This window comes from Streptomyces sp. NBC_00090 (assembly GCF_045160815.1).
In the GTDB taxonomy this organism is placed as follows: domain Bacteria; phylum Actinomycetota; class Actinomycetes; order Streptomycetales; family Streptomycetaceae; genus Streptomyces.
The window spans coordinates 784710-804416 of sequence record NZ_CP108224.1; the positions used below are offsets into that span (position 1 = coordinate 784710).

The following is a 19707-nucleotide window of genomic DNA, read 5'->3' on the forward strand; positions in this document are numbered from 1 at the left end:
CCTCACGTCCGGAGTCGCGTCCCGTCATTTCACGGGGAGCTGACCGGCGTCCCTCCTTCCGTCCCTTCGGCCTCCCCTTCCCCGGGCCCGCGGCGGATCCGGTGGGCCGTGTCGCGGAGCCACAGGGCGCTGCGCTTGGGGGTGCGGGTCTGGGTGGCGTAGTCCACGCGGACGAGCCCAAAGCGCTTGTCGTAGCCGTAGGCCCACTCGAAGTTGTCCAGGAGCGACCAGGCGAAGTAGCCGCGGACGTCGGCTCCCCGGCCGCGGGCCCGGGCGACGGCGGCCAGGTGGGCGGAGAGGTAGGCGGTGCGGTCGGTGTCGTCGACGTAGCCGTGGGCGTCGGGGTGGTCCTCGTAGGCGGCGCCGTTCTCGGTGACGACCATCGGGGTGCCGGGGTAGTCGCGGGAGACGCGCACCAGCAGGTCGGTGAGGTCGTGGGGCATGACCTCCCAGCCGAGGCCGGTGACCGGGAGGCCGCCGTGCGGGAGGTTACGGGTGACGGGGAGGCCCCGGGCGTCGGTGATGGCACCGTGCTCGTCGACTCCCGAGGTGCGCATCGAGCGGTAGTAGTTGACGCCGAGCGTGTCGATGGGACTGGCGATGACCTGGAGGTCGCCGTCCCGGACGGGGATCTCGATGCCATGGGCCGCGAGGTCGTCGATCAGGTCCCGCGGGTACCGGCCGCGCAGGATCGGGTCGAGGTAGAAGCGGAATCCGATCGCGTCGGCCCGGCGGGCGGCCTCGCGGTCGGCGGGGCCTTCGGTGGCGGGCCGGCTGGTGCCCAGGAGGTGGGTGACGGCCAGGTCGAGCGGGCAGCGGGCGGCGGCACGCAGGCGCTGGACCGCGAGGCCGTGTGCCAGGTGCAGATGGTGCACGGCCCGTACCCCGTCGGCGAGGGAGCGGCCGCCCGGCGCGTGGATCCCTTCGACGTGGCCGAGGACGGCCGAGCAGAAGGGCTCGTTGAGGGTGGTCCAGTGGGTGACGCGGTCGCCGAGGCGCTCGTGGACGAGTTCCGCGTAGTCGGCGAAGCGGTACGCGGTGTCGCGGACCGGCCAGCCGCCGGCGTCCTGGAGTTCCTGGGGCAGGTCCCAGTGGTAGAGCGTCAGCCAGGGGGTGATGCCGCGCGCGAGGAGCTCGTCGACCAGCCGGTCGTAGAAGGCGATGCCGGCCGGATTGGCCGGGCCGCGGCCGCCGGGCTGGACACGGGGCCAGGAGACGGAGAAGCGGTACGTGTCGAGGCCGAGCGAGGCGATCAGGGCGACGTCCTCGGGCATGCGGTGGTAGTGGTCGCACGCCACGTCGCCGGTGTCGCCGTTGTCGACTGCCCCGGGGACACGGCAGAAGGTGTCCCAGATGGACGGGGTACGGCCGTCCTCGTCGACCGCTCCCTCGATCTGGAAGGCGGAGGTGGCGGCGCCGAAGCGGAAGTGCGGGGGCAGGCGGTCGATGAGCTCGTCGTGCTGGGCGGTGACGGACGGGGCGATGGAGGTCATGAGGTGCTCCTGACGCAGAGGGAGGAGAGGTCGGGCGGACGGAGAGGCGCGCACGTGAGGACGGCCCGGACGCCGTCGCGGGCGTCCGGGCCGTGCGGGGACGAGGGGTCAGGGCAGTCGGTGGTCTGCGTTCAGCACGGCACCGCGTTCGGGGCGGTACAGGTCAAAGCCCCGTGTGTCGCACTGCAGGCCGCCGACGATGCAGTGGTCGACCAAGGCCTTGAGGGTGCGCTCCTCCCACGCGTTGAAGAAGTCGTAGTGGAAGGAGTAGCCGCGGCCACTGGCCAGGCGGACCTGGGACATGTCGCCGTTGACCGGCCACGCCATCTTGAACTCGATCATCGGCAGGGCGACGGGGTGGGAGGCCGGGCACATGTTGTCGTTGGTGCCGGGCTTGACCACCGGGTAGGCCATGTGACTCTTGTGGTCGGGGGTGTCGAGGTACAGGCCGTTCCAGCAACTGGGGGCCTGCATGCGCAGGTTGAGCTGTACGTCGGGCCGGCTCGGACAGCTCGCCGGGAAGTCGGTGTTGAAGAAGCTGTCACCGCATTCCCAGCCCTCGACGAAGCCCTTGTGGGCGCGGAACTCCTGGGCGCTCTGCATCGGGTTGCCGACGACGAACCGCAGCCCCTTGGGGAAGGGCCGCACGCTCCGGTAGTCGGTGACGCCCGCCTTGTAGTAGATGACCTGTGGGCCGACGGGCAGGATCTTCTGGTCACCGTTGTACAGCGAGGGCATCCAGTACGCGGAGGCGTCCGCAGGCGCCTTGCAGGTGGTGCTCCCTCCGTAGAGCGATCCGGTGGTGCTGGCGGCGTTCGTGGAGGTGTTGCCCATGAACGTGTGGTCGTGGGACTTGCCGAACTGGCCCGGGTAGACGATCGGGTCGTCCGGCGCGGTGTGGGTGACGGAGCAGCCGGCCTGGAACTCGTGATGGTAGGCCGGGGGCGGGGTGGCCGTGGACGGTGTCACACCGGTGACCTGGGGTACGGCCGGGATGTAGCCGTCTCCGTCGGCGTCGTCGCCCGAGGCCTGGGTGGACGCGGCCATGATGTGTCCGCTGTGAGCGTTGGCCGCGGCGACGGCGGGCGAGGTGCCGTTGTCCGTGCCCGCGGCGGAGGCGATGGTGCCGATGCCGAGGACACTGGCGATGAGGGCCGTGCCGAGGAGGAGTGCGGGGAGCCGCTTCGGACTCGATCTCATGGGGATCTCCTGCCCATGGGGGTGGTTTCGCGTGAACGCGAAGACGCCACGCGACTGGTGTGATGGATTCCCGTGCGGTGGTGCAGGGGTGGCGGGGTCCTGCTGCGGGCCCCGCCACCCCCGTTCGGGGAATCCGGCGTCGTCAGCTGTAGACGCCGAACTCGTGGAGGGAGTAGCCCCACCCGGTGCCGCGCGCGGTGAGCTGGAGCTTGACGTACCGGGCGGTGGTGGCGGTCTCGACGGTGTCGATGTCTCCGTTACCCGTGGTGGTGGTGTGGACCGTCCGCCAGGTGTTCCCGTCGTCGGACACCTGCACCTCGTAGGACTTGGCGTAGGCGGGGTCCCAGACGAGCTGCAGTGTGCGGATGGGCTTGGCCGAGCCGAGGTCGACCTGGATCCACTGCGGGTCGCTCCAGTCGCTGGCCCAGCGGGTGGAGGTGTTGCCGTCGGTGGCGTTGGTGGCGGGGCAGGGGCAGTCGCCGTAGGACGCCTGGGCGGAGGAGGCGGTGGTGGGCCTGTTCAGGGCGATGTTGGTGCCGGTGACGGGCGGGGCGACGACCTTGACGGACTTCGTCTCGATGCCGGCGTTGCCGCGGCCGTCCTCGGCCTGGATGTAGACCTTCCACACACCGAGCTTCTCGGGCGCGGTGACGGCGAAGGTGCCGTTGCCGGTGGAGCGCCACTGCGCGTCGACGAGACGCTTGTCGCCGTTGGCGTAGTTTCCGCTGAGGTAGATCTTGGGGGTGACCTGGTCTCCGTCGGGGTCGCGGATGTCGGCGCGGACCGTGAACTCACGGCCTGCCGGGGCCGCGGAGGCCGGGCTGACGGTCATGTTCGTGATGACGGGCGGAGTGTTGTCGCCCGCGGAGCCGGTGTACGCCTTCTTCACGGCGTAGTACGACAGTCGCTTCAGGCCGTCGGGCAGGAGGTTGAACCAGACGCCGCCGAAGTCGTGCTCCAGGCCGTAGTGGAAGAGGGTGGCGCCGAGGGCGACGCCCTGGTGGCCGCTGACGCAGCCCCACGCCTTCGTGTAGCCGTCGGCCTTCTGGACGTCGGTCGGCTCGTCGGGGATGCCGTTGACGTCGTCGGGGACCTCCCACTCGCCGGCGGGGCCGCCCTCGGTGATGATGTACGGCTTGTTGTAGCCGCCGTCGATCCAGTCCTGGCGCACCTTGCAGAGGTTGCCGTAGGAGTTCATCGAGTACAGGTCGAGGTCCGGCGCGTTGCGCTTGTAGTAGGGCCAGGCGCCGGTCCACGCGTCCGTGGAGGTGACCGGGTGGTCGGGGTCGACGGTGTGGATCTTCTTGGCGACGTCGTTGACGAAGGTCGTGTACGCGTTGCGCTGGGCCTCCAGCTCGGTGCCGCCGTAACAGTTCTGCAGGCCGAGGACGGACTCGTTGCCGACGTTCCACATCAGCGTCGCCGGGTGGGACTTGTAGGTGTCGACCCACTTGGCGAACTCGGTGAGCATGTTGTTCTTGTACGTCGTGTCGGTGACGTAGTTGACACACCCGCCGGCACCGGGGCCGCCGCCGGGCTGGAGCCAGAAGCCGTTGACGACCTTCAGCCCCTGAGCGGCCGCGGCGTCCAGCAGGGGCTTGCTGGAGGCGTCCGTCCCCCAGGTCCGGACGGTGTTGACGCCCATGGACTTCAGGTCCGGCATGTAGCGGGGAGCGTCGGCCATCGCCGGCCCCCAGGTGAGGCCCTTCACCGTGTACGGCTGCCCGCCGACGGTCAGCTGCCAGTTGCCCTGCGATCCGGTGATCTTGACCGCGCCCGCCGGCGGAGGATTGGTTCCGCCGTCGGTTCCGTAGACCTGGAACTCCCACAGGGAGTAGCCGTAGCCGCCGGAGCGTGCGAGGCCCTGCATGCGGACGTACCGGCCCGAGCCGGAGACGGCGAGATCGTCCGTGCCGCCGTCGCCGGCCGACACGGCCTTCAGGGTTCGCCAGTCGGTGCCGTTGTCGGACGCCTGGATCTCGTACGCCTTGCCGTAGGCGCCCTCCCAGTTGAGCACGACGCGGCTCAGGTTCCTGCTCGCGCCGAGATCGACCTGGATCCATTCGCCGTCTCGCCACTGGCTCGCCCACCGGGTACCGGTCAGGTTGCCGTCGACGGCGGCGCCGGCGGTGAACGCCTCACCCTCCTGAGAGGAGGCGGTGGCCGCCTTGCCCTGGGAGAGGAGCGTCTCCGCGGCCTGTGCCTGCGGGGACAGACTCAGGGTGAGCGAGGACGCCAGAAGGGCGCCGAGCGTCACGAGGGACATTCCGTTGCGCCCGCGGGAACGAGTGGGCGCGGAGGGGGGACTGGACACGTGTGTGCTCCTGGCTGATTCATGACGCCGGGCGCGGGGGTCCGGACCGTCGGACCGGCTCGCGTGCGGCGCCTCTTGTGGAGGGGGATGCACGGTCTTGTCGTGCGAGCCCTTCCGGGCCGGGCCGCGGGGACATGAGTACCCGGCCCGGAAGGGAATCGGAGTCCTCATCGCCGTACGGCGGTGAGGCAAAGGCGTCTCAGGGGAAGGAGACGACGGTGGACGGCACGGTCGAGGTGCCGGCGGGGATGGTGGACGCCCCGGTGTCGTTGATGACGTGGTTGTAGTGGCCCATACCGCCGAGGGACACCACCAGGAGGCTGTGGAACTTCACCCCCGGCTTGACGGGTGCCTTGAAGCCGTGGTCCTGGACGATGGTCGGGTCCACGTTGTAGTTGCAGTAGCTGCCCAGGCCCCACGCCTCGTGGGTGTTCACCGAGTCGTCGACGCGGTAGGCGGCGTACCCCTTCGTGGTGCCGTTCTGGATGGCGGCCTGGTTGGGGGCGTCGTACGCCTTCTCGTTCTGGTAGAAGATGGTGCGGCCGCGCTCGCCGTACCACTCGACGTCGTACTTGTTGAAGTGCTCGACGAACAGGCCGGTGGCGAGCACGTCGTCGCCGTTGACGCGGACGCCGTAGTCGGCGCGGTTGGTCTCCCAGCCCCAGCCCTCGCCGTGGTCGGCGCGCCACACCCAGGTGTGGTCGATGATGGCGTCGTCACTGTTCACGACCACGCTGGTGGTGGCCTTGCCGGCGCCGGCGCCGCCGATGCGGATGTACACGTCCTGCACGGTGGTGGGGTTGGCGGCGTGGTCCGCGCCGGAGTTCTGCGGTCCGAGCTCCAGCAGCGTCGGGGAGTTGACCGGTCCGGCGTCGATCAGGAAGCCGGCGAGCCGGACGCCGTCGACGTCGGCCACCTTCATCGCGGTGACGCCGTTGTCCGGAATGATCGTGGCGAGGCCGAGGCCGAGCACGATGGTGTTCGCGCGGTTCACGTTGATGGTCTGGTCGACGTGGTACACGCCCGGGGTGAACAGCAGGTGCAGGCCCTGGGCCAGCGCCTGGTTGATCGTGGCGGCGGTGGCACCCGGCTTGACCACGTAGAACTGGCTGAGCGGGACGGACTCGCCCTGCGGGGTGCCGTTCGCCCAGCTGGTGCCGCGGGCGTTCACGCGCTTGGCGGGCGCGAACACCTTGTACTCGCTGCCGTCCAGGTAGAGGTAGGGCTTCTCGCGGGAGATCGGCGTCGTGTCGAGCGTGGTGTAGCGGGGCTCGGGGAACGAGGTGGCCGGAGCGCCCTCGACGCCGGAGAAGGTCTGGTTCCACACGCTGTTGGACCAGCCGCCGATGGAGCTGTCCCTGGTGTACCACTGCTGCTGCGAGTAGTTGCCGACCTGGCCGTCGATCTTCGAGTCGGCTATGTACCCGCCACTGGCCCAGCCGTAGCCGTTCGGCGCCAGGTTGAGCCCGCCCTTGACGTGCATGCGGCGGAAGGAGGACGCCTGCGAGACCGCCCACCGGTTGGTGCCGCTGACCGGGTTGAGGGTCAGACCCTCCGCACCGCGCCAGAAGTTCTGGGTGGCGTTGCCGTTGAACCAGCCCGCGTCGACGGTCACGTCACCGTTGATGGTGGTGTCGCCCGGGCGCAGGCCGAGACCGGCGATCTGGGTGTAGAAGCCGATCTGCGCGTTCAGGTTGTTGTACGTGCCGGGCTTGAGGAGGAAGGCGTGGCGGCCGGCGCCGAACTGGGCCGACTCCTGCTCCTGGAAGACCTGGTCCAGCTTGGCCTGGATGTTCGGGGTGGACGGGTCGAGGACGTGCACGTTGGGGCCGAGGTCACCACCGCCCGGGAGGGTCGGACCGCCGCCGTCGGTGGAGCCGTACACCTGGAACTCCCAGAGGGAGTAGCCGTATCCGGTGCCGCGGGTCAGTCCGTTCATCCGGACGTAGCGGCCGGTGCCGGAGAGGGTGACGTCGTCGGTGCCGCCGTCGCCGCCCGTGACGGTCGTGACGGTCCGCCAGTCGGTGCCGTTGTCGGAGGCCTGGATCTGGTAGCTCTTGCCGTAGGCCCCTTCCCAGGTCAGGAGGGCGCGGCTGAGGGTGGCGCTCTGGCCGAGGTCCACCTGGACCCACTGGGCGTCGGTCCACTGGCTGGCCCAGCGGGTTCCGGTCAGATTGCCGTCGACGGCGGCGGACGCGGCGTAGGCGGCGCCTTCCGTGGACGAGGCGGTGGCCGTCTTGCCCTGCGAGAGCAGGGTGGGGGCGGCGTTCGCCGTCGCGGCGGGCAGGACGGCGAGCAGGCCGCCGGCGAGCGAGGCGACGAGTGCGCCGACGGTGGCCCGTCGGACAGGTGAAGCGGGGCGCCGGAAGGCCGGCGGGGACCCGACGGAAGACATGGGGGCTCCTCGGTGTACATGGCGGAAACATGGGAGAGCGCTCTCCGAAACCTTGCCCGGCCGGCATGTTGACGGTCAAGGCATGCGACAGGGCTTTTCTTTTGGCTTTCATTAAGTGACGACCTGATCCGGCGCCGAACGGCCGGAGTCCGTACCGCCACCGGACACGGAGCCCCGATATGGTGCACAAGTGGGGAATCGACAGGGCGCGCAGACGGGGAACCGAGGACCGACTCTGGAGGACGTCGCACGTGAGGCGGGGGTGTCGCGGGCGACGGTGTCCCGGGTCGTCAACGGCGTGCGGAACGTGGCTCCCGACATCCAGCGGGCCGTACGCGACGCGGTCGCCCGTACCGGCTACACGCCCAATCAGGCCGCCCGTTCCCTGGTGACACGCCGGACCGGGACCGTCGCCCTGGTGCTCTCCGCGACCGGGAAGGCCTTCGCCGCCCGGGTGTTCTCCGACCCGTTCTTCGGGCGGGTGGTGGACGGCGTGCTCCCGGTACTGCGCGAGCGCGCGATCCAACCGGTCCTGCTGGTGGCGGAGTCGGAGCAGGCCAGGACCCAACTGGTGGAGTACCTGCGTCGGGGCGGCGCCGACGGCGCGCTGGTGGTCTCGCTCGACGAGGACGACCCCCTGCCGGCGATGCTGGTGGCGGCCGACGTCCCCACGGTGCTGTTCGGCCGCCCCCGCGATCCCCTGCGGTGCGGCTTCGTCGACCTCGACAACGCCGCGGGCGCCCGACTGGCCGCCGAGCACCTGTGGGCGACCGGCCGGCGCCACCCCGCCACCATCGCCGCGCCGGTCACCGCCCCCACGGCGGGAGAACGCCTCGACGGCTTCCGGGAGGCGTTCGCGGCCCGCGGGGTGACGTCGGTGCCCGTCGTACGGGGACGGTTCACGGTGGACAGCGGCAGGCGCGCCATGGCGAGGCTGCTGGAGGACCACCCGGGGATCGACGCGGTGTTCGCCGCGAACGACCTGATGGCTCAGGGCGCCTGCCAGTACCTGCGCGAGCGGGGAGTGGCCGTCCCCGGCGCCGTGGCCGTGGTGGGCTTCGACGACTCGGTGGCCGCGCGGCGGGCACGGCCGCCGCTGACCACCGTGCGTCAGCCGGTGGAGCGGATGGCGGCCGCCATGGCCGGGCTGCTGGTCGAGGAGCTCGACGGCGGCGGGTCCTCAGCCGAACCGGCTCCGAAGCCGTCCGAGCCCGCCTCGAAGGTGTTCGATCCGGTGCTCGTCGTCCGCGAGTCCACCTGACCCCGCCGCACCGGCACGTCACGCCTCCAGGGCGTCCAGTGCGGCGAGCTGTCGCGTGACGCGCTCGGCGGACCAGGTGTCGCACCAGGCCGCGAACTCCCCTTCGTAGGCCCGGGGGACGGCTTCCACGCGCATGACGAGGGCGAGGTAGACCCGGTAGAGGGCCAGTCGTACCCGGGCGCCGGTGTCGATGGTCGGGCCGGGGCCGAGGGAGCGGTAGCCGGCCATGAGGTCGGGGTCGTCCTCGGCCGAACCGAGCGGGTCGAGTCCGACGAGTTCGGCCAAGGGGTCGCCGAAGAAGGCGCGTTCGCCGTCGATGAGACCGCTCAGGTGCCACGGTCCGGTACCGGTCCGGGCGAGGACGATGTTGCCCTCCCAGGCGTCGAAGTGGACGAGCGCGGGGCGGCGGACCTCGGCGAGCCGGTGGCCGAAGCGTACGGGCAGGTCGGCGAGGAGCGCGGCCGGGGCGGGCAGGGCGACCTCGAACCGGATCGCGTCGGCGAGGACGGCGTGCAGCATGGCGGTGAACGCGGAGGGCCAGTCGGGGCCGGAGAGGCCGACGGCAGGTCGCGGGTAGCCGTAGACCGGTCCGGTGACGGTGGCGATCCGGGCCATGGACTCCCCCAGCCGGTGGCGCAGCGCGGCGCGATCGGCCTGGGTGAGCCGGTCGCGGGCGGCGTCCCAGGTGGTGCCGTCGAGGTAGGTGAGGAGCAGCCATTCGGCAGGGGTTCCGGGGCCGGCGGGCTCGTGGTGGAGGACGGTGGGTACGTGGGCGCCCGCCCGGGCGGCGAGGCGGTGGAAGAGCGCCTCGGTGCCGAGGAGGCCCTGCTCGTGGGTGAGGGCGGGGGCGCTCGTCCGGGGGGCCGTCTTGAGCACCAGCCGCCGCCCGTCGTCGAGTTCGAGCAGACGGGCGGAGTTGTGGAAGCCCCCGCTGAGGACGGTGTCCCGGACGACCGTCACCGGGCCGAGTACATGGCGCAGCCGCTCGGCGGCGAGCTCGTCGGCGGCGTTGTCAGCTGCGTTGTCAGCTGCGTTGTCGGCCTCGTCGTCGGGCCCCGGTGGAGGGGACGGAACGGCGGTGTCGGCCATGGGACGCTCCTGTACGGGAAGCCTCGGACGGGGACGGTGTGGCGCGACGGCGGTGTTCTCCGGAAGGCCGCCGCGTCGAGGCGGGCGGCCGTGGTGCCGGGGCGGCCTTCCGGAGTGCACGAGGGCACGAAGGCCACGCGGTCAGCCTGCGGTCGCCTCCCGGTGGGCGCGGATGATCTCCGCGTACCGCCGCCCGCTGGTCTTCAGGGTCCGCTTCTGGGTCGCGTAGTCGACGTGGACGAGACCAAAGCGCTTGTCGTAGCCGTAGGCCCACTCGAAGTTGTCGAGCAGGGACCAGGCGTAGTACCCGGCGAGCGGGGCGCCCTTGCGCAGGGCGCGGGCGCAGGCGGCCAGGTGCTGCTCCAGGTAGCGGGTGCGGTCCGGGTCGTGGACCTCGCCGTCAGGGCCGACGGTGTCGGGGAAGGCCGATCCGTTCTCCGTGACGTACAGCTTGCGTATCCCGTAGTCCTCGGTGAGGCGCAGCAGGAAGGCCTCCAGGCCGCCGGCGTCGATCTGCCAGTCCATGCCGGTGCGGGGTACGTCGGGGAGGCGCACCTCGCGGGCGTGCGGGACGGGACCGGTCGGGTCGTCGGCGACGGTCACCGGGAAGTAGTAGTTGAGGCCGTGCCAGTCGATCGGGGCGGCGATGGTCTCGAGGTCGCCGGGCCGCTCGGGGAGGTCGACGCCGTACAGCTCGCGCATGTCGGTGGGGAAGCCGCGGCCGTAGACCGGGTCGAGCCACCAGCGGTTGGTGTGACCGTCCATGCGGGCGGCCGCCGCGATGTCCTCGGGCCGGGTGGAGGCGGGGGCGACGGTGGAGTGGTTGGTGACGAGGCCGATCCGGGCGCCGGGGGCGGCGGCGCGGATGGCCTGGGTGGTCAGTCCGTGGCCGAGGAGCAGGTGGTAGGAGGCGCGTACGGCGGCCGTCAGGTCGGTGAATCCGGGGGCCATGCGCCCCTCGAGGTGACCGATCCAGCCGGAGCAGAGGGGCTCGTTGAGGGTCGTCCACTGGGCGACGCGGTCGCCCAGGCGTTCGGCGACGACGGAGGCGTACGCGGCGAGGTGTTCGGCGGTGGCCCGCTCGGTCCAGCCGCCGCGGCTGTCCTGGACCCGGTCCTGGAGGGCCTGGGGAAGGTCCCAGTGGTAGAGGGTGACGGAGGGCGCGATGCCGGCGTCGAGGAGGGCGTCGACGAGCCGGTCGTAGAAGTCGATCCCGGCGGCGTTGACCGGTCCGTCGCCGCCGGGGACGACGCGGGGCCAGGCGACGGAGAGGCGGTAGGTGTCGGTGCCCAGGCCCTTCATCAGGGCGACGTCCTCGGGCCAGCGGTGGTAGTGGTCGCAGGCGGTGTCGCCGGTGTCACCGTTGTCGATCGCGCCGGGGGTACGGGAGAAGGTGTCCCAGATGGAGGGGGCCCGGCCGTCCTCGGCGGCGGCGCCCTCGATCTGGTAGGCGGCGGTCGCCGTGCCCCAGGCGAAGGACGCGGGGAAGGCGTCCAGGTCGAGCGCGGTGCGGGAGTCGGTGGATTCGGACACGGAGAACCTCTTCGTGATCGGTGTGGAGAAGGACGTCACTTGACCGCGCCCGCGGTGAGGCCGGCGACGAGGTAGCGCTGGAGGAGGAGGAAGCCGACGACGACGGGGACGCTCACCACGAGGGAGGCGGCCATCACCTGGTTCCAGTACACGTCGTTCTGGGTGGCGTAGCCCTGGAGGCCGACGGCGAGGGTGCGGGTGGTGTCGTTGGTCATCACGGAGGCGAAGAGGACCTCGCCCCAGGCGGTCATGAAGGCGTAGACGGCGACGGCGATGATGCCGGGGGACGCCGCCGGGACGATCACCCGGAACAGGGCCCTGATCGGGCCGCAGCCGTCGACCTTGGCGGCTTCGTCGAGTTCGCGCGGGATCGAGTCGAAGTAGCCGGTCAGCATCCAGATCGAGAACGGCAGCGAGAACGTCAGATAGGTGAGGATGAGCCCTTCGCGCGAGCCGAAGAGCGCGATGCCGGTGGCGTTGCCGATGTTGACGTAGATGAGGAAGAGCGGCAGCAGGAAGAGGATGCCGGGGAACATCTGCGTCGACAGCACCGTCACGGTGAAGACCCGCTTGCCGCGGAACTCGTAGCGGCTCACCCCGTAGGCGGCGAAGATCGCGACGACCACCGAGAACACCGTGGCCGCGCCCGCCACGACGATGGAGTTCACGAAGTAGTCGGCGAGGGGGACGGTCTCCCAGATGTCGAAGTACGGGCGGATCGTCAGCCCCGAGGGGATCCACTGGAACTTCCCCGAGACGTCCCCCAGCGGCTTCAGCGAGCTGGAGACCATCACGAACACCGGCAGCAGCACGAAGGTGGTGAGCAGGGTGAGGAAGATCCGCCGGATCCACAGGAACGAGCGGGGCGCCGCCATCGGGGAGCGCGGGACGCCGCGCCCGCGTGCGTGCTCAGACATCGGAGGTCTTCCTTCCGCGGGTGGTGAGCAGGAGGTAGACGCCCGTGACGACGAGGAGGAAGAGCAGCAGCAGCACGGACATGGCCGAGCCGGTGCCGAAGTTCCACGTCTGGAAGGACGACTGGTAGATGTGCAGCGAGACCAGGTCCGCCGCCTCGGGGGCCGCCTTGCCGAACAGCACGAACGGCGTGTTGAAGTCGTTGAACGTCCACAGGAACAGCACCAGGACGAGGACCTGGTTGACCGGCCGCAGCGACGGCAGGGTGATGTGCCGGATCTGCTTGATGACGCCGGCGCCGTCGAGGGCGGCCGCCTCGTACATGTCCCGCGGGATGTTCTGCAGTCCCGCCATGACGGTGAGGAAGGCGAACGGCCAGCCCTTCCACACGGAGACGGTGAGCAGGGCCCAGAAGCTGTTGTCGCCGATGAGCCAGAAGGCGGGGCTGTCGCCGATGCCGAGCTGGTCGTGGAGGACGTGGTTGATCAGGCCGTTGTCCCGCTGGAACATGAACGCCCAGGTGATGACGGCGGCGTAGACGGGCAGCGCGTACGGGACGAGGAACAGGGTCCTGAGGATGCCGCGGCCCCGGAAGTTCTCCTGGAGGAAGATCGCGGCGGCCGTCCCGAGGAACCAGCACAGCCCCACGGACAGGACGGTGAACAGACACGTCGTCAGGAAGGACTTGAGGAGCGCCTGGCCGACGGGGGCGTCGAAGTCGATCGAGACGGTGAAGTTGTCGAGGCCGGCCCACGGAGCCTCGGACCAGTTGCTGATGTAGAACTGGGTGAGCTCCTTGAAGCTCATGCCGATGCCCATGAGCATCGGGACGAGGTGCACGAGGAGTTCGAGGAACAGGGCGGGCAGGAGCAGCAGGTACGGCAGTGCGATGCGGCGACGCCCGGAGCGGCGTGGTGCGGGTGCCTCTCCGGGTGCGGCCTTGCGCACCGCCGGCTCACTCGGGCGAGTGAGGGCGGTTCTGGTCATGGAGGGGCTGCCTACTTCTTGGGCATCTGCTGCTGGGCCTTTTCGAGCTTGGCCCGCACGGACTCGGTGGTGACGGGCCGCCCGGCGGCGGCGTCGGCGAACAGTTCCTTGACGGCCGTGCCGACCACGGTCTCGAACTGGGACTCCTCGGGGACCTGCGGCAGGGCGGCGGCGCTGGTGGCGAGGGTGTCGCGGATGACGGTGAGCGACGGGTCGGAGAACGCGGGGTCCTTCTGGGCGCCCTTGACCGGCGGAACGGAACCGTAGGCCTTGTTGAGGAGGATCTGCTCCTCGTCGCTGGTCATGAACTTCACGAACTTCAGGGCACCGTCGAGGTTCTTGGTGTTCTTGAAGACGGCCATGTTGATGCCGGCGACCATCGAGTTGGTCTGCTTCCCCACACCGGGCTTGCCCGAGGCGACCGGGGCCGGGACGACGCCCCACTCCTCGGGGGCCATGCCCTGGGAGGCGAAGGTCTGCGAGGGGGTCTGCCACAGGACCATGCCGGTCCTGTCCTTGGCGAAGTCGCTCAGGGACTGGTTCTGCGCGTACTCGGCGTTGCCGGGGGCGACGATCTTCTGCGTGGCCATCAGGTCGACGTACTGCTTGACCGCCGCGACGGCGCCGTCGGAGGTGAAGTCGGCCTTGCCGTCGGCGGTGAAGAAGTCGGCTCCGTGCTGCTTGCCGAGGGCGAAGACCTGGTGGATGTTGTTGGACAGGTTGGAGCCCTCGACGCCGAGGCCCCACTTCCCGTCCTTGCTCAGCTTCTTGCCGGCGGCGATCACCTCGTCCCAGGTGGTCGGCGGCTTGGCGATGCCGGCGTCCTTGAACATCTGCTTGTTGTAGTAGAGGGCGTAGACCATGGAGTAGAGCGGGACGGCGGCCGGGTCCTTGCCGGGGGTGCCGGTGGAACCGAGTGCGGAGTCGACGAAGCGGTCCTTGCCGCCGACGGCCTCGAAGTTCTTCGCGTCGAAGGGCAGCAGCGCGCCGGTGGACTGGAGGGAGGCGCTCCAGGTGTTGCCTATGTTGAGGACGTCGGGGCCCTGGCCGGAGGTGGCCGCCGTGAGGATCCGGTTGAGCAGGTCGGACCAGGGGATCACCTCCAGCTTGACCTTGATCCCGGTCTCCTGCTCGAACGCGTCGAGCTCGGGCTGCAGGACCTTCTTGTCGACCTCAAGGCTGGAGCCCTGGTTGGAGGCCCAGTAGGTGAGGGTCTTCGGCGTCGACGTGCCGCTCTCCCCGCCGCCGCAGGCGGTGGCGGTGAAGGCGAGGGAGAGGGTGACGGCTCCGGTGACAGCGGCTCTGATTCTGCGCATGGCTCCTGGGCCCTTTCGGGGATGACGGGGATGCCGAAACGGACAGCGCCTGAACCGCTCTCCGTAACATCGACTTAATTTAGGATGTGAGTTAAACCCCACGGGAAGGTCGCGTCAAGGGCTGTACTGCGGGTATGTTGCAACGAACGACTTCAGAGACGGGGACCAAAGTGCATGCGAGAACTGGCCGCACGGTGCGTGACCTGCGGCGCGAGAATCGCACCGCCGTTCTGCGCAGGCTCTACTTCGACGGGCCGAAGAGCCGCCTCATGCTCGGCCCCGCGACCGGCCTGAGCTCCGGTTCGGTCAGCAACGTCGTCGCCGAACTCCTCGCGGAGGGCCTGGTCGAGGAGGCCGGCAGCGTCGACTCGGCCGGCGGTCGCCCCCGCACTCTGCTGCGCATCACCCCGGGCAGCGGTTTCATGATCGGCGTCGACATCGGCGAGACACGCATCAGGATCGAGCTCTTCGACCTCACCCTCACCGAACTCGCCCGCACGGAGAGGGCGCTGGCCTGCTCCGGTCCCCGCACCGACCGCTACGACGTGGACCTCGTCGTCGCGCACCTGCGCGAAGGCATCGCCGAGGTGCTGCTGGCCGCGGACGTGCCCGTCGAGCGCCTCCTCGGCGTCGGCGTCGGCGTACCCGGCATCGTCGACCACAGCGAGGACGGCGCCGTCGTCCACGGCCAGACCATCGGCTGGGACACCGTCCCCCTCGAACGGCTCCTGCGCCGCGCGGTCGACCTGCCCGAGACCGTGCCGTACTGGATCGACAACGGCGCCAAGACCCTCGGCCAGGCCGAGATGTGGTTCGGCGCCGGACGCGGGGCCCGCAGCGCCGTCGTCGTCCTCTTCGGCTCCGGCGTCGGCGCCTGTGTCGTCACCGACCCCATGGAACCCGGCCGCGCCCTCGAATGGGGGCATCTGACCGTACGGGTCCGGGGCCGCCGCTGCCGCTGCGGCTCCCACGGCTGCCTGGAGGCCTACGCCGGCGCCGAAGCCCTCCTGGAACGCTGGCGCGAGGCCGGAGGGCGGCCCCCGGCCGACGCGGACGAGGAGACCGCCCTCACCGCGATGCTCGCCGCCGCCTACCCCGCCGACCCGGGATCGGCACCCGACGCCACGGCGCTCGCCGTCCTGGAGGAGACCGCCGAATACCTCGGCGCCGGCTTCGCCGACCTCATCAACCTCTTCCAGCCCGACCGCATCCTCGTCGGCGGCTGGGCCGGCCTCCAGCTCGGCACCGGCTTCCTGCACACCGTGACCCGCTACGCCGCCCAGTACGCACTCCGCTACCCGGCCAGCCGCACCAGCATCAGCCTGGGCACCCTCGGCCCCCAGGCGGTCACGGTCGGCGCGGCCCTCCTGCCGCTCGCCGACTTCTTCGCCCGGGGCGGCCGCACCCCGGAGACCAAGCCCAGCGTGCCCGCCCCCGCCTGGCAGGCCGCCCTCCAGGACCGCGTGTGACGTGACGGCCCGGTCTCAGACGCGGTCGATCCGGGCCGCGCCGAAGGACACGTCGAAGCGGTCGCACCAGATGCTCACGCTCGTGTACGCCGACCAGTCGACGTCGGCGGGCAGCGGGTAGTTCTGGTTGCCCCTGTTGCCCTTGAGCCTGCCGAGGTCGACGTACCTGCCGTCGTCGAAGACGTGCCAGCCCGCGCTCCCCTCCTTCACCGGCGCGTCGCTCAGCCAGACGCGCAGAGCGGGGCCGTTGCTCGTGTCCAGGCCTTCGAGACGGAGCGTGTACGTACCGTCGGCGAGCCGGACGATCCGCACCGCCCCGGTCGTGGTGTGCTCGTGGCTGATGAGCGAGCCCCGCGCCACGGTGACGGGTCCGGTGGGAGTCGTCGTCATGGGCGGCGCGGGTGCCGACGTCGGGGCCGTCGCTGTCGCGGTCGCCGTCGCTGTCCCTGTCCCTGTCCCTGTCCCTGTCGCGGAGGGCAGCGTCTCGTTGACGGTCTCGTCCACCCAGAGCGCCCAGGGCTTGAACCACACCAGCCCGGCCACCACACCGATCGCGGCCACGACCGCCGTCCCGGCCCACCACCGCTTGCTCACGAGGCGCCCCACGGCGCACCCCCTTCGAATTCTGAGTCCTGTCCCCCCATCCAACGCGGTGGCCCGTCGTTCCGGGCAGCCGGGGCGGTGACGAAAGTCTTACGTCCGGCGCGGAGGACGTCGCCTCCCCGTGCCGGTCCGTACCGTCGCCCCCATGCGTGTACTCGTCACAGGAGGAGCCGGTTTCATCGGCTCGCACATCGTCACGGCGCTCCACCGGGCCGGACACGAACCGGTGGTCCTCGACGCGCTGCTGCCCAGCGCACATCCCACCGCACCCGACCCGCCCACGCCCGGATCCCCGGCAGCGGAGTTCCTGCACGCGGACGTCAGGGACCCGTCGCGGGTCCGGGCGGCCCTGCGCGGGGTCGACGCCGTCTGCCACCAGGCGGCCATGGTCGGCCTCGGAAAAGACTTCGCCGACGCTCCCGCCTATGTGGGCTGCAACGGCCTCGGCACCGCCGTCCTGCTCGCCGCGATGGCCGAGGCCGGCGTGCGGTCCCTCGTCCTCGCGGGCTCGATGGTGGTGTACGGGGAGGGTCGGTACGAGTGCCCCTCCCACGGTGTCGTACGTCCGGGGGCCCGTCGCCCCGAGGACCTCGCGGCCGGGCGCTTCGAGCCGGGCTGCCCCGGCTGCGGCGCCGACCTCACGCCCGGACTCGTCGGCGAGGACGCTCCGACCGACCCCCGCAACGTGTACGCCACGACAAAGCTCGCCCAGGAGCACCTGGCGGCGGCCTGGGCCCGTACGGTCGGCGCGACGGCGGTCTCGCTGCGCTACCACAACGTGTACGGCACGGGGATGCCCCGGGACACCCCGTACGCCGGCGTGGCCTCCCTCTTCCGCTCCGCGCTGGCCCGGGGCGAGGCGCCCCGCGTCTTCGAGGACGGCGGGCAGCGGCGGGACTTCGTGCACGTCCGGGACGTGGCGGCGGCCAACGTTCTCGCGATCGAGGCCGCGGCCGGGACCGCCGCGGGGATGCCGGGCTCCGCCCTCACCGCGTACAACGCCGGCAGCGGGGATCCCCACACCGTGGGCGAGATGGCCACGGCCCTGGCCCGCGCGGACGGCGGTCCGGAGCCCGTGGTGACCGGGGAGTTCCGGCTCGGCGACGTCCGGCACATCACCGCCGACTCGGCCCGGCTGCGCCGCGAGCTCGGCTGGCGCCCGTCGGTCGGCTTCGAGGAGGGCATGGCGGAGTTCGCGCGGGCCGGGCAACGGGCCTCCGCCTCCGTGGCGTCGCCACGGTGAACTCCGCCCCGGCCCCGGTCAGGTCGCGGCCGCGGGCAGGATGACCTCGAAGCGGCAGCCGCCCGGCACGTTGCGCACCTCGGCGCGGCCCGCGTGGGCCTCGACGATGCCGCGGACGATGGCGAGGCCGAGTCCGGCGCCGGCCGGCGGGGTCCGGGCCTCGGTGCCGCGCCAGCCGGTGTCGAAGACCCGGGCGAGGTCCTCGTCGGGGATGCCCCCGCAGCCGTCGGTGACGGACAGGAGCACCGCTCCGTCCCGGCGTTCGGCGGCGACCGCGACGGTTCCGTCGGCCGGGGTGTGACGGATGGCGTTGACGAGGAGGTTGGCGAGCACCCGGCTCATCTCCTTGCCGTCCACCTCCACGGGGACGGCCTCGACCTCCTCCCCCACCAGGCGCACGCCGTGCGCCCGGGCGAGCGGGTCGGCGCCGCTCAGCGCGTCGCCGACCAGGTCGTAGGAGGAGATCCGGCTCGGCCTGAGGCCGAGCGATCCCGCGTGGATGCGGGAGAGCTCGAAGAGGTCGGTGACCATGGCGGTGAGCCGTTCGACCTCGGTACGGATCTGCCGGTGGTAGCGGGCGGGGTCGGCGGCCACGCCGTCCTCCAGCGCCTCGGCCATCGCCCGCAGACCGGCGAGGGGGGTGCGCAGATCGTGGGAGATCCAGGCGACGAGCTCCCGGCGGGACGTCTCCAGCGCGCGCTCCCGTCCCCTGGACGCGTCGAGCTTGGCGCTCGTGGCGGCCAGTTCGCGGGTGAGGGCGGCGAGTTCGGCGGTGACGGCCCCGTCGGGGGCCGAGAAGCTGCCGCCGTCGCCGAAGTCCCGCGCGGCGCGGGCGAGGGCGCGGCTGCGGGCCACGACCCACCGGCCGAGGACGAGGGCGGTGCCGAGCGAGACCAGGGCCGCCATCGCGCCGACGACGGTCACGACCCACAGGTCGTGCGCGGAGAGGAACATCGCCCGCGCCACCGCGAGCGTCCCGGCGAGCATCGCCGTGACGGTGACGGCGGCGACGACGGTGAGCGAGACGGCGACGGAGCGGTGGCGTACGAGGCGCAGGACCACCGCTCCGCCGAGTCCGGCGCAGACGGCTCCCGCGAGGGCGAACGCGGCGATGAGCAGGACGTCCCTCATGCCGTACCGTCCTCCGCCCGTCCCGGCTCGAAGCGGTAGCCGACGCCCCACACGGTCTGGATGAGCCGGGGCCTCGCCGGGTCGTCCTCGATCTTGGCCCGGAGGCGGCGGACGTGGACGGTGACGGTGGACAGGTCTCCGAAGTCCCAGCCCCACACGCGCCGCATCAGCTCCTCCCGGCCGTGGGCCGCGCCCGGGTGGTCGAGGAAGTACGCCAGGAGGTCGAACTCCCTCAGTGTGAGCGCGAGTTCCTCACCGTCCCGGGTGGCCCGGCGGGTCGCGGGGTCGACGGTGAGGTTCCCGGCCCGCAGCACCGGGCGGGCGGGACCGTCGTCCGGCTGCGGCGCAGTACGGACTCGACGCGCAGCACCAGTTCGCGCGGGCTGAACGGCTTGGTGACGTAGTCGTCGGCGCCCACCTCCAGGCCCGTGATCCGGTCCTCCTCGTCCCCGCGCGCGGTCAGCATGATGACCGGTACCGGCCCGGCGGCGCGCAGCCGTCGGCAGACCTCCAGTCCGTCCGGGCCCGGCAGCATGAGGTCCAGCACGACGAGGTCCGGACGCCTGCGGTCCGCCCGCCGCAGCGCTTCATGGCCGTCGGCCGCGTGCTCGACGGCGCACCCCGCCCGCTCCAGGTAGCCGGTCACCACCTCGGCGACCGTCGGGTCGTCGTCGACTACCAGGATCCGCGGCGGGCCGTCCGGGGCACTGTGCTCGTTCATGCCGCCCAGCGTCGCACCCGTGTCACCCGCGGGGCCA

At 71.3% G+C, this 19707-nt stretch carries 14 protein-coding genes and 1 pseudogene; 3 read left to right on the forward strand and 12 right to left on the reverse strand.

Annotated elements, in window-relative coordinates; genetic code table 11:
- Nucleotides 1-29: 29 nt before the first annotated feature.
- The 4 genes from OG361_RS03450 to OG361_RS03465 form a co-directional block, all read right to left on the reverse strand.
- Nucleotides 30-1493 carry a GH1 family beta-glucosidase gene (locus OG361_RS03450; protein WP_405851783.1) on the reverse strand — a complete coding sequence of 488 codons (1464 nt, stop codon included), beginning with the start codon at nucleotides 1491-1493 and terminating at the stop codon, nucleotides 30-32.
- Between the two features lie 108 nt (nucleotides 1494-1601).
- A complete protein-coding gene (locus OG361_RS03455) occupies nucleotides 1602-2693 on the reverse strand; it encodes a DUF1996 domain-containing protein (protein WP_405851784.1) in 1092 nt (363 codons plus the stop codon).
- A 142-nt stretch (nucleotides 2694-2835) separates the two neighbouring features.
- A complete protein-coding gene (locus tag OG361_RS03460) occupies nucleotides 2836-4959 on the reverse strand; it encodes a discoidin domain-containing protein (RefSeq protein WP_405862045.1) in 2124 nt (707 codons plus the stop codon).
- Between the two features lie 247 nt (nucleotides 4960-5206).
- Entirely contained in the window at nucleotides 5207-7402 is a 2196-nt protein-coding gene (locus OG361_RS03465) for a discoidin domain-containing protein (protein ID WP_405851785.1), read from the reverse strand.
- A 190-nt stretch (nucleotides 7403-7592) separates the two neighbouring features.
- Between OG361_RS03465 and OG361_RS03470 the strand changes: the two genes are divergently transcribed.
- Nucleotides 7593-8663, forward strand: a complete 1071-nt coding sequence (locus OG361_RS03470; RefSeq protein WP_405851786.1) for a LacI family DNA-binding transcriptional regulator — start codon at nucleotides 7593-7595, stop codon at nucleotides 8661-8663.
- Between the two features lie 18 nt (nucleotides 8664-8681).
- Here the strand turns inward: OG361_RS03470 and OG361_RS03475 are convergent, their stop codons facing one another.
- From OG361_RS03475 to OG361_RS03495, 5 genes are all read right to left on the reverse strand, one after another.
- Nucleotides 8682-9752, reverse strand: a complete 1071-nt coding sequence (locus OG361_RS03475) for a phosphotransferase family protein (RefSeq protein ID WP_405851787.1) — start codon at nucleotides 9750-9752, stop codon at nucleotides 8682-8684.
- 141 nt (nucleotides 9753-9893) lie between these two features.
- A complete protein-coding gene (locus tag OG361_RS03480; RefSeq protein WP_405851788.1) occupies nucleotides 9894-11285 on the reverse strand; it encodes a GH1 family beta-glucosidase in 1392 nt (463 codons plus the stop codon).
- A gap of 35 nt (nucleotides 11286-11320) precedes the next feature.
- On the reverse strand, nucleotides 11321-12160 hold the full coding sequence (locus OG361_RS03485; protein ID WP_384559808.1) for a carbohydrate ABC transporter permease: 840 nt from the start codon (nucleotides 12158-12160) through the stop codon (nucleotides 11321-11323).
- A gap of 34 nt (nucleotides 12161-12194) precedes the next feature.
- Nucleotides 12195-13187 (reverse strand): carbohydrate ABC transporter permease, encoded by a 993-nt coding sequence (locus tag OG361_RS03490; protein WP_405851789.1) that lies wholly within the window; start codon nucleotides 13185-13187, stop codon nucleotides 12195-12197.
- Nucleotides 13188-13198: 11 nt separating this feature from the next.
- Entirely contained in the window at nucleotides 13199-14503 is a 1305-nt protein-coding gene (locus tag OG361_RS03495; RefSeq protein ID WP_405851790.1) for an ABC transporter substrate-binding protein, read from the reverse strand.
- A 170-nt stretch (nucleotides 14504-14673) separates the two neighbouring features.
- Here OG361_RS03495 and OG361_RS03500 point away from each other — a divergent pair, with 170 nt between their 5' ends.
- Entirely contained in the window at nucleotides 14674-15972 is a 1299-nt protein-coding gene (locus tag OG361_RS03500) for an ROK family protein (RefSeq protein WP_405851791.1), read from the forward strand.
- A 15-nt stretch (nucleotides 15973-15987) separates the two neighbouring features.
- On the opposite strand, the gene OG361_RS03505 is transcribed toward OG361_RS03500, so the two are convergent.
- The gene (locus tag OG361_RS03505) at nucleotides 15988-16578 is read right to left on the reverse strand and encodes a DM13 domain-containing protein (RefSeq protein WP_405851793.1); all 591 of its coding nucleotides are present in this window, start codon (nucleotides 16576-16578) and stop codon (nucleotides 15988-15990) included.
- Nucleotides 16579-16720: 142 nt separating this feature from the next.
- Between OG361_RS03505 and OG361_RS03510 the strand changes: the two genes are divergently transcribed.
- Nucleotides 16721-17818, forward strand: a complete 1098-nt coding sequence (locus OG361_RS03510) for an NAD-dependent epimerase/dehydratase family protein (protein ID WP_405851794.1) — start codon at nucleotides 16721-16723, stop codon at nucleotides 17816-17818.
- Between the two features lie 18 nt (nucleotides 17819-17836).
- Here OG361_RS03510 and OG361_RS03515 read toward each other — a convergent pair whose 3' ends face one another.
- Nucleotides 17837-18949: a sensor histidine kinase gene (locus OG361_RS03515; RefSeq protein ID WP_405851795.1), complete on the reverse strand. Its 1113-nt coding sequence runs from the start codon at nucleotides 18947-18949 to the stop codon at nucleotides 17837-17839.
- Nucleotides 18946-19670: pseudogene (locus tag OG361_RS03520) on the reverse strand (response regulator transcription factor). Before OG361_RS03520 ends, OG361_RS03515 begins: the two are co-directional and overlap by 4 nt.
- Nucleotides 19671-19707: the final 37 nt, after the last annotated feature.